At 64.1% G+C, this 12,595-nt stretch carries 10 protein-coding genes; 4 read left to right on the top strand and 6 right to left on the bottom strand.

Going from position 1 to position 12,595, the window contains the following annotated elements; all coding sequences use genetic code 11:
• Positions 1 to 11: 11 nt before the first annotated feature.
• Genes EL191_RS19990 through pcaC form a run of 3 tightly spaced genes read left to right on the top strand, consistent with a single transcriptional unit; the run spans position 12 to position 2,600 of the window.
• Positions 12 to 1,364: a 3-carboxy-cis,cis-muconate cycloisomerase gene (locus EL191_RS19990; RefSeq protein WP_041980509.1), complete on the top strand. Its 1,353-nt coding sequence runs from the start codon at positions 12 to 14 to the stop codon at positions 1,362 to 1,364.
• Positions 1,365 to 1,373: 9 nt separating this feature from the next.
• Positions 1,374 to 2,177 (top strand): 3-oxoadipate enol-lactonase, encoded by an 804-nt coding sequence (gene pcaD / locus EL191_RS19985; protein ID WP_041980511.1) that lies wholly within the window; start codon positions 1,374 to 1,376, stop codon positions 2,175 to 2,177.
• Between the two features lie 27 nt (positions 2,178 to 2,204).
• Positions 2,205 to 2,600, top strand: a complete 396-nt coding sequence (gene pcaC, locus EL191_RS19980) for a 4-carboxymuconolactone decarboxylase (protein WP_041980513.1) — start codon at positions 2,205 to 2,207, stop codon at positions 2,598 to 2,600.
• Positions 2,601 to 2,680: 80 nt separating this feature from the next.
• On the opposite strand, the gene EL191_RS19975 is transcribed toward pcaC, so the two are convergent.
• From EL191_RS19975 to EL191_RS19950, 6 genes are all read right to left on the bottom strand, one after another.
• The gene (locus EL191_RS19975) at positions 2,681 to 4,375 is read right to left on the bottom strand and encodes an FAD-dependent oxidoreductase (protein WP_041980515.1); all 1,695 of its coding nucleotides are present in this window, start codon (positions 4,373 to 4,375) and stop codon (positions 2,681 to 2,683) included.
• 315 nt (positions 4,376 to 4,690) lie between these two features.
• Positions 4,691 to 6,622 (bottom strand): methyl-accepting chemotaxis protein, encoded by a 1,932-nt coding sequence (locus EL191_RS19970; protein WP_041980517.1) that lies wholly within the window; start codon positions 6,620 to 6,622, stop codon positions 4,691 to 4,693.
• 107 nt (positions 6,623 to 6,729) lie between these two features.
• The gene (locus EL191_RS19965) at positions 6,730 to 7,989 is read right to left on the bottom strand and encodes an OprD family porin (protein WP_041980519.1); all 1,260 of its coding nucleotides are present in this window, start codon (positions 7,987 to 7,989) and stop codon (positions 6,730 to 6,732) included.
• 119 nt (positions 7,990 to 8,108) lie between these two features.
• The gene (locus EL191_RS19960; protein ID WP_041980522.1) at positions 8,109 to 9,110 is read right to left on the bottom strand and encodes a tripartite tricarboxylate transporter substrate binding protein; all 1,002 of its coding nucleotides are present in this window, start codon (positions 9,108 to 9,110) and stop codon (positions 8,109 to 8,111) included.
• A 68-nt stretch (positions 9,111 to 9,178) separates the two neighbouring features.
• Positions 9,179 to 10,693, bottom strand: coding sequence for a tripartite tricarboxylate transporter permease (locus EL191_RS19955; RefSeq protein WP_013717225.1), 1,515 nt, complete (start codon positions 10,691 to 10,693; stop codon positions 9,179 to 9,181).
• A gap of 13 nt (positions 10,694 to 10,706) precedes the next feature.
• Positions 10,707 to 11,177, bottom strand: a complete 471-nt coding sequence (locus EL191_RS19950) for a tripartite tricarboxylate transporter TctB family protein (RefSeq protein ID WP_041980524.1) — start codon at positions 11,175 to 11,177, stop codon at positions 10,707 to 10,709.
• Positions 11,178 to 11,731: 554 nt separating this feature from the next.
• Between EL191_RS19950 and EL191_RS19945 the strand changes: the two genes are divergently transcribed.
• A complete protein-coding gene (locus tag EL191_RS19945) occupies positions 11,732 to 12,508 on the top strand; it encodes an IclR family transcriptional regulator (protein WP_041980526.1) in 777 nt (258 codons plus the stop codon).
• Positions 12,509 to 12,595: the final 87 nt, after the last annotated feature.

Genomic DNA, 12,595 nt, shown 5'->3' with positions numbered 1-12,595 from the left:
ACGAGACCGCCTTGAGCAACCAACTCTTCGATGCCTACTTCACCGCGCCGGCCATGCGCGCGATCTTCTGCGATGCCGGGCGGGTGCAGGGCATGCTCGACTTCGAGGCCGCCCTGGCGCGGGCCGAGGCGCGCGTCGGGGTGATCCCCGCCGAGGCCGTGGCGCCCATCGAGGCCGCCTGCAAGGCCGAACTCTACGATTATCCGGCGCTGGCCCTGGCCATCGCCACGGCGGGTAATTCCGCCATCCCGCTGGTCAAGGCCCTCGGCAAGCGCATCGCCGCCGAAAGCCCCGAGGCCGAGCGCTACGTACACCTCGGTGCCACCAGCCAGGACGCCATGGACAGTGGCCTGGTGCTGCAACTGCGCGCCGCCATTGGCTTGCTGGAAAGCGATCTGGCTAAGCTGGCCGATGCCCTGGCGGCGCAGGCCGAACGCCATATCGACACGCCCCTGGCTGGCCGTACCTGGCTGCAACAGGCCACGCCGGTCACCCTCGGCATGAAGCTGGCCGGCGTGCTCGGTGCGGTCACCCGTCATCGCCAGCGCCTGGCCGAGCTCAAGCCGCGCCTGCTGTGCCTGCAGTTCGGCGGCGCCTCCGGCAGCCTGGCGGCGCTGGGCGAGGCGGGCTGGGCGGTCAGCGGTGCGCTGGCGCAGGAATTGCAACTGAACCTGCCCGAGCAGCCCTGGCATACCCAGCGTGATCGTCTGGTGGAGTTCGCCAGCCTGCTGGGGATGATCTCCGGCAGCCTGGGCAAGCTGGGCCGCGACCTCAGCCTGCTGATGCAGACCGAGGCCGGCGAAGTCTTCGAGCCGGCCGCGCCGGGCAAGGGCGGTTCGTCCACCATGCCGCACAAGCGCAACCCGGTCAGCGCCGCCGTGCTGATTGGCGCCGCCACCCGCGCACCGGGCCTGGTGGCGACGATGCTGGCGGCCATGCCGCAGGAGCACGAGCGCAGTCTCGGCCTCTGGCATGCCGAATGGGAAACCCTGCCGGAGCTGTGCTGCCTGGTCTCCGGCGCGTTGCAGCAGGCGCTGCTGGTGGTGCCGGGGCTGGAGGTGGACGCCGCACGCATGCGCACCAATCTTGAGCTGACCCAGGGCCTGGTGCTGGCCGAGGCGGTGAGCATCGCCCTGGCGCAGAAGATCGGCCGCGACGCCGCCCATCACCTGATCGAACAGTGCTGCAAACAGGCCGTGCGCGAGGGCGTTCATCTGCGCGCGGTGCTCGGTGCCAACGCCGAGGTCAGCGCACAACTGTCTGCTGACGAGCTGGATCGCCTGCTCGATGCGGCGCATTACCTGGGCCAGGCCCGCCGTTGGGTCGAGCGGGCCGTTGCCGAACACAACCAATTGTCGCGTTAGGAACTCTCCATGCCTGCCGTACGTCTCGCCGATGGCGATCTGAACTATTTATTGGAAGGGCCGCTGCTCCAAGGCCCGGCCGGTGCACCGGTGCTGGTACTGTCCAACTCGCTGGGCACCGACCTGCACATGTGGGATGCACAGATCCCGGCCTTCACCCAGCACTTCCAGGTGCTGCGCTACGACACCCGTGGCCACGGCGCCTCGCTGGTCAGCGCAGGCCCCTACAGCATCGAACAGAACGGCCGCGACGTGCTGGCCCTGCTCGATGCCCTGGGCATCGCCAAGGCGCATTTCTGCGGCCTGTCCATGGGCGGGCTGATCGGCCAGTGGCTGGGTATCAACGCGCCCGAGCGCATCGAGCGCCTGGTGCTGTGCAACACCGCCGCCAAGATCGGCACGCCCGAGGTGTGGAACCCGCGCATCGAGATGGTGCTGGCCGAGGGCGAGCAGGCCATGCGTGGTCTGCGTGATGCGTCGATCTCGCGCTGGTTCACCGCCGACTTCGCCGAGGCCAATCCGGGCAAGGTCGAACCTATCGTCGGCATGCTGGCGCAGACTTCGCCCGAAGGCTACGCGGCCAACTGTGCGGCGGTGCGCGATGCCGATTACCGCGAGCAGCTTGGCAGCATTGTCGCACCGACGCTGATCGTCTGTGGCAGTGGCGACCCGGTTACCACCACCGAGCATGGTCGCTTCATGCAGGAGCACATCGCGGGCGCCGAACTGGTGGAGTTCCATGCCGCGCACCTGTCCAACGTGCAGGCAGGCGATGAATTCAGCCAGCGCGTGCTGACTTTCCTGACGGCCTGAGCACACGCCTTCTTCGAGGATTGACCGATGGATGAGAAACAACGCTACGAAGCCGGCATGCAGGTGCGCCGCGCAGTATTGGGCGACGCCCACGTCGACCGCAGCCTGCAGAACCTGACGCCGTTCAACGAAGAGTTCCAGGAGATGATCACCCGTCATGCCTGGGGTGATATCTGGACGCGCCCCGGCCTGCCGCGCCACACCCGCAGCCTGATCACCATCGCCATGCTGATCGGCATGAACCGCGAGGGTGAGCTGAAGCTGCACCTGCGTGCGGCGAAGAACAACGGGGTGAGCCGCGAAGAGATCAAGGAAGTGATCATGCAGAGCGCCATCTACTGCGGCATCCCGGCGGCCAACGCCACCTTCCATCTGGCCGAAGCGGTGTGGGACGAGCTGGGTGTGGAATCGCTGAAGGACTGAGCCCGCGAGCAATGGAGCGCTGCCCGGACCACGCATCCGGGCGGCGCTTTTTTATGCCTGTCCGTCCTGCGCGCCGGATGTCAGAGCGTAGCGGCGTGGCGTCCGGCGATATAGCCGAAGGTCATGGCCGGGCCCAGATTGATCCCGCCCGACGGATAATGCCCGCCCAGCGGGCTGGCCATATCGGTGCCCGCCGCATACAGCCCAGGTATCGGCTGAGCATTGGCATCCAGCACCCGCGCCTGGCCATCGGTGCGCAAGCCGGCGAAGGTGCCGAAGCAGCCCGGCTGTACCTTCACCGCATAGAACGGGCCGTGCTCGATAGGCGCCACGCACGGGTTGGGGCCGGTGTGCTGGGCGTCGCCGCTGCGGCGGTTGAAGGGTGTGCTGCCACGGCCGAATTGCGGGTCTTCGCCCAGGCGCGCATGACGATTGAATTCGCTGACGGTGGTGGTCAGACCAAGTGGGTCGATGCCACAGGCAGCGGCCAGTTCTTCGAGGGTCGCGCCACGTTTGAGATAGCCGTTGCGGATATGCGGCGCCACTGGCAGCGGCGCTGGGCGGGCGAAGCCCAGGCCATAACGGCGCTGGAAGCGGTGGTCGCAGATCAGCCAGGAGCAGGCTTCCTGATCCTCGGGGATGGCCTTGAGCATGGCGTCGACGTAGTCGTAGTAACCGCCAGCCTCGTTGACGAAGCGCTGGCCGTTTTGCAGCACGCCGATGATGCCGGGCTTGCCGCGGTCGATGATGTGCGGGAAGTGGCCGACGCTGCCGTCGGGGTAGGGCACCTTGGATACCGGCGCCCAGGCCACTGGCGAGCGCAGGTCGTCGGCTACACGCCCTCCGGCGGATTCACCCAGGCGCAAACCATCGCCGGAGCAACTGAGCGGCGGCAATGCGAGGTTGTCATGGCCGCTGGCATCGCGCGGGAACATCGCCTGGCGCCGTCGTGCATCGTTGGGAAAACCTCCGGCCGCCAGCACCACCGCTTTGGCGCGGATAGGCATTTCCTCGCCGGCATGCAGCACCACGGCGCCGCATACGCTGCCGTTTTCGACGATCAGGCGCTGCGCGGGCGTGGACTCCAGCATCTGCACGCCGAGATCCTGCGCCGAGCGTGCTAGGCGGGCGATCAGCGCCACACCATTGACCAGGTGCATGGCGCGGCCATGACGGGCCAGGTGATAGAGGTGCGCGGTGAAGCGCCGGATGACATGCAGCAGTGCTTTGGGCGAACGGGTCATGTTGAGGAAGGCGGCCAGATCGGCACCGGCCATGATCGGCATGCCCATGAAGGAGGTCTCGCGCATGGTCTTGCGCAGGCGTGGCAGCAGGTCGAGCACCTCGCGGCCATCATAGGGCGCGGCGATCACCTGATGACCGCCGGTGGCGGCACCCGGCGTGTCGCCATGCATGTCGGGGATGCCGTTGCCATCGACGAACTGCAACGCGGTGTGCTGCTCGAAGAAGGCGACCATGTCCGGGCAGTTCTGCAGAAAGGCGTCCACCAGCTCGGGGCGATAATGCTCGCCCAGCTCGTTGCGCAGGTAGGTGCGCGGCTGCTCGATGTCTTCGACGATGCCGGCGCGCTGGGCCAGCGGGTTACGCGGCGCCCACAGCCAGCCGCCGGACCAGGCGGTCGCGCCGCCCAGCACCGCGTCCTTCTCCACCAGGATCACCCGTTTGCCCAGGTGCGCGGCGCTGACGGCAGCGGCCAATCCAGCCGCGCCGGAGCCGACCACCAGCAGGTCGCAGTCGAGTGGGGTATGAGGCATGGCTGGTCTCCGGATTTTTATTTATTGGAACTATGTTCCGGATTTTACGTTGAGCGCACGGAGGCGCCAAGGGTGGCGGGAGAGAAGGGCTTGGGATGTCGTGCGGTTAGCGGCCATTTGTCGTGTGTTTTGCCGCGCTGGACTGCAGCTTTCACCTGTGGACAGGTTCAAGAACAGTCGCCGCTGAAGCGCCTCCCACGGTGTTGGCCTGAAAGCGTGGGCGCCGATTCGAGTGCTTATCTGTGGGAGGGGCTTTAGCCGCGACTGCTAGTGGCTGCGGCTAGAGCACCCCCTACGGAAATGCAGCGTTCTGCCTCAACTGCGGAAACGGCCGATGCGTTCCTGCAGTTCACCGCCGAGCCTGGCCAATTCAGCGCTGGACAGGGCGGTCTGCTCGGTGGCGCTCGCACTTTGTTCGCCGATGCTACGTACGTTGTCCAAGCTGCGGTTGATCTCCATGGCCACCGCACTTTGCTGCTCGGCGGCGCTGGCGATTTGCTGGTTCATTTGTTCGATCAAAGCAACCGCCCGATTGATATGGGCGAGGCTCTGGCCGGTGCGCTCCACGCTGCTCACTGCATCCTGGCTCAAGCTCTGGCTGGTCTGCGTTTGAGCAACGGCCTTGTGTACCCGGCTCTGCAGGCTGGTGATCAGTGCCTCGATCTCACTGGTGGAGTCCTGAGTACGGCGTGCCAGTGCGCGAACCTCATCGGCGACCACGGCGAAACCGCGGCCTTGCTCTCCGGCGCGGGCCGCCTCGATGGCTGCGTTGAGTGCCAGCAGGTTGGTCTGTTCGGCGACTGCCTTGATCACGTCCAGCACGCTGCCGATGCGCTGGCTCTCGCCCTGCACCTGATCGACGGTCTGGCCGCTCTGTACGACTTCACTGGCCAGGCGCTCGATCTGTTCGATGACCTGGCGTACCTGTCGGTCGCCATCGCGAGCTTGCCGTTCTGCCTGCTGCGCCGCCTGTGAGGCCTGCCCGGCATCGCCGGCTACCTGCTGCACGCTGGCAACCATCTGTTGCATGGCACAGGCGGTCTGGTTGGATTCCTCGCTCTGCTCGCGCACACCGGCGCGGGTCTGCTCGCTGACCGCCGAGAGTTGCTCGGCCGCGGCAGCGATCTGTGTCGCGCTGCCGCCGATCTGCCCGATCAGATCGCGCAGGTGGTCACGCATGCTTTGCAGTGCCCCCAGCAGTTGACCGACCTCGTCGCGGCCTATGGCTGTGCGAGTGCCGCTGAGGTCGCCAGCGGCGACTTGCTGGGCCAGTAACAGACAGTTCTGTAGCGGGCCGACGATCAGGCGGCGGATCAGCCAACTGGCGAGCAGCGCCAGCAGCAATGCAGCAGTGGTCAGCAGTGCAAGGGTTTGCAGGGATTGGCGGTTGCCCTCCTGCATGTTGTGCTGCTGATGCTGTTGCAGGGCGCTGCCATGCTGCAGCATGCCTTGTGCCAGGTCGGTCAGTTGCTGGCGACTCCGCTGTTCGGCCTCGCGGCTCTGGCGATAGTGTTCGAAGGATTCTCGATAGCTGTCGAGCGCTCGCAGGGCTTCGTCCAGCGATGCCTGCTGCAGCGCTGCGAGTTGTACGCGCAGTTGCTGGGCCGCGTCGGTCATATGGGTAAAACGTGTCTGCCAGAGTTCGACGTCGGCATCGTCTGCACGAAGGATGAACTGGCTTTCCGCCAGGCGCAGCTGCAACAGATTCTGGCTCAGGCGCGCCGCCGCCTCGGCCTGATCGACGCCGCTCTGGGTGCCTGCCTGGCCTTCGAACAGTTGGTCGCGAAGCAGGTTGAACTGGTCCTGAGCGACCATCTCGAACTGGATCAGCGCTTCGTCGGCGCGTATCGCCATGCCGGTCTGCGCAGTACCGGCCTGTGACTGTGTCGAGCGCAGCTGGGCGAATTGCTGCTGATAAGCGTCGTTGCCCAGCAACAGTTGTAGCTGTTCGGCCCCGGTCGGAAGGGCCGCCAATTGTTCGGCAATAGCCGTGTGCTGATCGGTAATGGCCGCTTCGTGGCCTGCCAGCGGTGCCAGCAGGTAATCCTTTTCCAGCAGGCGTAGCTGCAGGATCTGTTGTTTCAGGTCTGCTACCCGAATCGATTGGCCGGCATGCCCGAGGATATCGCTGGCGGTGCGCCAGCCACCCAGGGCCACAGCCAGGGTCAGCAGCATGACCAGTGAAAAGCCCAGCAGAAGCTTGTGCCCGACCTTGAGGTCGGCGCAGCGTTCGATAATCCAGCGCATGGTGGTACTTCCTCGAACAGGTGCACATCAAAAAAAAGCCCGTCACGAGGACGGGCTGAACGTGCCGTAACACTAGGAGTCACTTGTGCAGCGATGTCGCGTGATGCTTACAGGAGCGAAAGCGGGTAGTTGATGATCAGACGGTTCTCGTGCAGATCGGCACCCACGTCGCGACGCACGTCCGAGTTACGCCAGCGCACGCTGAGGTTCTTCAGAGTGCCTTCCTGGAAGGTGTAGGCCAGTTCGGATTCGCGGCCCCATTCTTCGGCATCGGTACGGCCGCCGGTGTGGATGTTGAAGCCGCTGACGTAGCGGTTCATCAGGGTCAGGCCCGGAATGCCGAGGCCGGCGAAGTTGTAGTCGTGGCGAACCTGCCAGGAACGTTCTTCCGGGTTGTCATAGCTGTTGGTGAAGCCATCGTTGACCAGAGTGCCGCCGCTAGCGCCGTCGATACGCATGAACTTGGTATCGCCGCTCAGACGCTGGTAGGCCACCATGAAGCTGTTGTTACCAGTCTTGGCGGTCAGCGCGCCTTGGTAAACCTTATTGTCCAGCTTGCCGGCCTTGGCCGCGCCTTCTTCCTTGCCGTTGACGTAGCCCAGGTTCGCGCCTAGCACCCAGTCACCGACCGGTTGGCTGTGGGTCAGTTGCACATAACTCTGCTTGTAGACGTCTTCGAGGCGCGCATGCCAGACGCCGACCATGGTGTTGTTGCCGTTGAAACGGTATTCGCCGCCAGCGAAGTTGAAATCATCACCTTCGTATTTGACGTTATTGAGGGTGAAGGACATTTCTTCGCGGCTGGCATCGTTACGCTGGCTGTTCTTCCAGAACTGGCCACCGTACAGGGTCAGGCCGTCGATCTCGTTGGAGGTCAACTGGGCACCCTGGAAGGTTTGCGGCAGCGAGCGGCCGTCGTCAGCACGCAGGATTGGCAGCACGGCGAACCACTCACCGACCTTCAGTTCGGTCTTGGAAATCTTGGCTTTCGCCGCCACGGCGGTACGGCCGAAGTCGTCAGCCTGGCGTCCGTCGTCGTGCACGGGAGTCAACTGGCTACCGGTGGTGCCGCGGCCACCGTCGAGCTTCACCGAGTACAGGCCGAGCACGTCGAGGCCGAAACCGACGGTGCCTTCGGTGTAGCCGGAGCGGGCGTCGAGAATGAAGCTCTGGGTCCAGCCTTCGGCATGACCCTGACCGTTCTGGGTCTGGTTGAGGAAGTTACGGTTGAAGTAGTAGTTGCGCAGGCCGAGGGTGACCTTGGCGTCTTCGACGAAGCCGGCGGCGTGAACGCTACCGACAGGCAGAGCGGCGATGACGGCCAGAGCCAGAGCGCTAGGCAGCAGATGGTTAAGAGTGGATTTCATTGTTGTTGTACCTCTTTGTTGACAGATTCTTCGGAGCGCACGAACCCCTCCGCGTGCGCAGATACAGCAGAAATAAGGGAGGGCCGCCGGTTCAAACTGGCCGGCGGCGGTTCAAGAAATCAGGGCTTGGCGATGCCGACCGAGTCCGGGGAAATCTCGATGGCCTTGGCCTTATACATCGACCAGGTGGTAACCGACTGCCAGCGCTTGAGGAATTCCTCGGCCTCGGCACCGTTGAGGTTCAGGCTCTGCGCACCGAAGTTCTTCAGGAAGCCCTGGAACTCGGGGTTGGCCACGGCCTTGGCATAGGCTTCGACCAGCTTCTGCTTGACGTCATCCGGGGTGTCCTTGCGCACGAAGGCGCCCCAGAACGGACCCCACGGCAGGTACTCGGCGATGGCCGGCAGCGACTTGGTGATCGGCTCTACGCCCGGCAGCTCCGGGGTTTCCTCGGTGGCGAACACAGCCAGGGCCTTGAGCTTGCCGCTGCGTACCAGCTCGCGCGCGGCGGCCAGGCTCAGCGGCATGAAGTCGATATGGTTGCCCATCAGCGCGGTGATGCCGGGGCCGTCGCCGCCGAAGGTCACTTCACGCACTTTCAATTCGTCGACTGCGTTGATCATCGCGCTGACAGTGCTCGGCAGGCCACCGGCGCCGGTGGAGCCCATACGCAGGGTGTCCGGATTGGCCTTGGCGGCGGCCAGCAGCTCGGCCATGTTGTTGAACGGCGCGTCGGCGTTGGCAGCGATCACCACCACGTTCTGGCCGATGATGCTCACCGGGTAGAAGTCGGCGTAGTCGAAGTCAGCCAGTTTCAGCACCTTGTACAGCTGCGGGTTCTCGGCGCCGAGCAGAACGGTGTAGCCGTCGGGACGCTGGGTCTTGACGAAGGTGCTGCCGATCACGGCAGTGCCGCCCGGACGGTTGTTGAGGATGAACTTGCCGCCCAGCTCTTTCTCCACGTACGGAGTCAGGCTGCGCATGACGTTGTCGGTGGCGCCACCTGCACCCCAGGGAATGACCGCCTGGATGCTGCGCTCGGGGTATTCGGCGTGGGCTGGCAGAGCCATGGTGAGGGCGCTGAGTCCGAGAGCGGCGCCAGTCAGTAACGATTTGAACATGTGGAGACTCTCCATCGGTTGTTGTTGTGAGCCCCTGTAGGCCGGGGCACGCCTGGTGAAACCGGGTATCAGCCGCGCGTCGAAGCCGGGCTGAACTTGCTCTTGAGTTTCTTCAGTAGCGGGGTATTGCCCAGCAGGATCAGCACTACCGCGCTGGTCAGGATCAGCGACAGCGGGCTGGTGACCAGACCCTGCAGCAGTTCCCCGGGGTGATCGCCGGCTGAGGACATGGCCTGACGGTACGAGGTATCCATCAGCGGGCCGAGGATGGCGCCGAGGATGATCGGGCCCATCTGGAAGCCGAAGATCTTCAGCAGGTAGCCGAGCACACCGAAGCCGAGCATCCAGTACACCTCGGTCATGCTGCTGTTGATCGAGTAGGTGCCGACCACGCAGAGCACCAGGATCAGCGGAATCAGCACGGCCTTGGGCATCTCGACGAACTTGGCGAACAGCTTGATGCCCATCAGGCCGAAGATCAGCAGGAAGATGTTGGCCAGCAGCAGGTTGCCGACGGTGAAGTAGAAGATGTGTGGGTTTTCCACCATCAGCATCGGGCCGGGGTTGAGGCCGTGGATCACCAGTGCGCCGATGATCACCGCCGTGACCGCGTCGCCCGGCATGCCCAGGGTCAGCATGGGCACATAAGCGCCACCGACGGCCGCGCTGTTGGCGGTTTCCGGTGCGACCAGGCCTTCGTAGGCGCCCTTGCCGAAGGGTTTGGTCGGGTTCTTCACGGTGCGCTTGGCGTGGTCGTAGGCCATCAGCGCGGCGATGTCGCCACCCACGCCCGGCAGTACACCCACTACCACGCCGATGATCGAAGTACGGATCGACAGTGGCAGGAACTTCAGCACCATGGCGAAGGACGGAATGATCTTGTCCACCACCTGGCGTGTTACCGGCGCATCCAGGTTATGCAGTTGATAGAAGACTTCGGCGACGCCGAACAGGCCGATCATCAGAACCACGTAGTGGATGCCGCCCATCAGTTCGACCTGACCGAGAGTGAAGCGCCCTTCGGCGGTGACCGGGTCCATGCCCACCAGACCGATGATCGCACCCAGTGCTGCGGCGAAGATGCCTTTGGCCAGCGAGCCTTCGGCCAGGCTACCGACCAGCAGCAGGCCAATGGCGGCGACCAGGAAGTAGTCACGCGGGGCGAACTTCAAGGCCAGATCACCGATCACCGGCGCGGCGCTGGCCAGGACGATGGTACCCACCAGGCCGCCCACTACCGACATCACGGTGCTCAGGCCGATGGCGCGACCGGCTTCGCCCTGCTGGGCCAGCGGGTAACCATCGAACGAGGTGGCGACCGACGATGGACCGCCGGGAATATTCAGCAGAATGGCGCTGCGTGAGCCGCCATACACACCACCGATGAAAATGCCGACGATCAGCGCCAGGGCGTCGTTGACGTCCCAGGAGAAGGTGAAGGACACCAGGATGGACACTGCCATGGTCACCGACAGGCCCGGGATAGCGCCGATATAAATGCCGGCAAAGGTGCCCAGTGCCGTCAGCATCAGCAACTGCGGATCGCTCCAGGCCATCAGCAAGTAGGAAAAGGTATCGCTCATCTCGGGAGCCTCGTTATGGCAGGTAAACGCTGAAAGCCAGGCTGAACAGCAGGTAGATCACGATCAGAAGGGCCACGGCCACGCAAACCGCGTTCAGCACGCGGCCGCCGCGCAGGTAGACGATTGCCAGTACCAGGAATAGGAAGGTGCTGACATAGAAGCTGGCCCACTGGATGGCGGCCAGATAGATCACGGCCAGCAGGCCGAAGATCAACGTGCGCTTGGGAAAGTGCTGAAGGCGAAACTGCTGGGCTGCATCGAGCCAGCCACTGCAGTCGGGCCGCGCCTTGCCGAGCAGTTCGAAGGCAATCTTCACCGCCGACAGGATCATCACCAGCGCCACACCGATGGGAAAGGCGCCTGGAGAGTTGGCCGAGGAGAAGCCGGAAATCTGGTAGGCCAGGTAGAAGATCACCAGGCTGAATACCAGTAGCAGGGCGCAGAACGTGCGCTCGCCGACCAGCATCTTGTCTGTCTTGTTCATGCTATCGCTCCGACAGAATGGGGGAGGGTAAGGGGCTGAGTCAGGCTTTGCGCGCAGGCAGCAGTCTGGCAAGCAGCGAGCTGATCAGGCGCGGCCGAAAGCTCCTGTGCATGTCATGACAGGCAGGGGCGAGGACGGGCATGGCTAGCGTCGATAGGGATGACCAGTCGTCGAGCAACGAGCTGGTAGCTGGGCGAGACGTAGCCCGGGCGGTGGCATGGGAGGCCGGGGCACGCAAGTGCATAGGCTGTGACATGACAATTGACCTTCTTATATTTATTGGCTGCTGAAACATTCGAAGCATGATGCACCAGGCAGAAGATCACTTCGTTTTCAGGTGTGGTCGGAATAGTGGGCCGACCACACTGGCCATTTCAATTCGCTAAATGGGGTTTTGTTCGATAACCGAACGAGAACGAACTGGTTAGTACATTACGACTTGCCCCGGCAGTATCGCGCGTCCGTGGCTCAGCATCCAGAGGCAGACACCCGTCTGGCTCGCATCGGCGGGCGCTTGTCTCTTAGAATCGGCGCAAATTTCCCAGGACTCTCTCATGGCCGGCAGTCAGATCGAACGTGCGTTCAGCCTTCTCGAAAGCCTCACTCGGGACGCCCGTGGCGTGCAGATGCAGGCATTGGCCGATGAGCTGGATATCCCCAAAAGCGCCACGCATCGCATGCTCGCCGAGCTGATTCGCCTGGGTTACGTACGCCAGGATGCACTTACCAGCCGTTATCGGCTTTCCACCAAGCTGGTGGCACTGGGTTTTCGCTACCTGGCCAACAGCGGTGCCGACGTGGTGCAGCCGATCCTCGATAGCCTGGCCGAGAGCAGCGGCGAGCTGGTGCGCCTGGGCGTGATCGAAGGTGAGCGCCAGACCTGGATCGCCAAGAGCCAGGGCGCTCGTTCCGGCCTGCGCTACGATCCCGACATGGGGCGTGACGCACCGCTGTTTTACACCGCCTCCGGGCATGCCTGGCTGGCCAGCATGAGCGATGCCGAGGCCTTGGCGCTGGTGGCGCGACAAGGTGTGGCCGACCCCACAGAGTTCGGTCCCAATGCGCCGCGCAGCGAGCAGGAGCTGCTGCAGCGCCTGGCCCTGGCGCGCCAGCAGGGCTATGCCTGGGTCATGGAAAGTTCATCGCTTGGCACTGCGGCATTGGCCGCCGTGGTGCGCCACCCTGTCGAAGAGCGGGTGATCGGTGTGCTGAGCATTGCCGGCCCCAGCGCACGTCTGCCTCTGACGCGTATCGAGCAACTGGCGCCTGAGTTGCTGGCCGCCGTCGCCGAACTGTCCGCCGCCAGCCCTGCCTCCGAGTTGTTCGCCTGATCGGCTGACCACTGCACCGCCCCCCTGTCGTAGGAGCGGCTTCAGCCGCGATTCGGCCGAGCCGGGTAGCAATCAGCACAAAAACGT

Source organism: Pseudomonas mendocina (genome assembly GCF_900636545.1).
GTDB lineage: Bacteria > Pseudomonadota > Gammaproteobacteria > Pseudomonadales > Pseudomonadaceae > Aquipseudomonas > Aquipseudomonas mendocina.
Note: the sequence above shows the minus strand (reverse complement) of the source record. Positions and strands in the feature narration are given on the sequence as shown.

Bases quoted from the DNA above. Each gene is read 5' to 3' on its own strand.
- pcaD (WP_041980511.1), top strand. From the start codon at position 1,374: ATGCCTGCCGTACGTCTCGCCGATGGCGATCTGAACTATTTATTGGAA.
- pcaC (WP_041980513.1), top strand. From the start codon at position 2,205: ATGGATGAGAAACAACGCTACGAAGCCGGCATGCAGGTGCGCCGCGCA.
- EL191_RS19975 (WP_041980515.1), bottom strand. From the start codon at position 4,375: ATGCCTCATACCCCACTCGACTGCGACCTGCTGGTGGTCGGCTCCGGC.
- EL191_RS19970 (WP_041980517.1), bottom strand. From the start codon at position 6,622: ATGCGCTGGATTATCGAACGCTGCGCCGACCTCAAGGTCGGGCACAAG.
- EL191_RS19965 (WP_041980519.1), bottom strand. From the start codon at position 7,989: ATGAAATCCACTCTTAACCATCTGCTGCCTAGCGCTCTGGCTCTGGCC.
- EL191_RS19960 (WP_041980522.1), bottom strand. From the start codon at position 9,110: ATGTTCAAATCGTTACTGACTGGCGCCGCTCTCGGACTCAGCGCCCTC.
- EL191_RS19955 (WP_013717225.1), bottom strand. From the start codon at position 10,693: ATGAGCGATACCTTTTCCTACTTGCTGATGGCCTGGAGCGATCCGCAG.
- EL191_RS19950 (WP_041980524.1), bottom strand. From the start codon at position 11,177: ATGAACAAGACAGACAAGATGCTGGTCGGCGAGCGCACGTTCTGCGCC.
- EL191_RS19945 (WP_041980526.1), top strand. From the start codon at position 11,732: ATGGCCGGCAGTCAGATCGAACGTGCGTTCAGCCTTCTCGAAAGCCTC.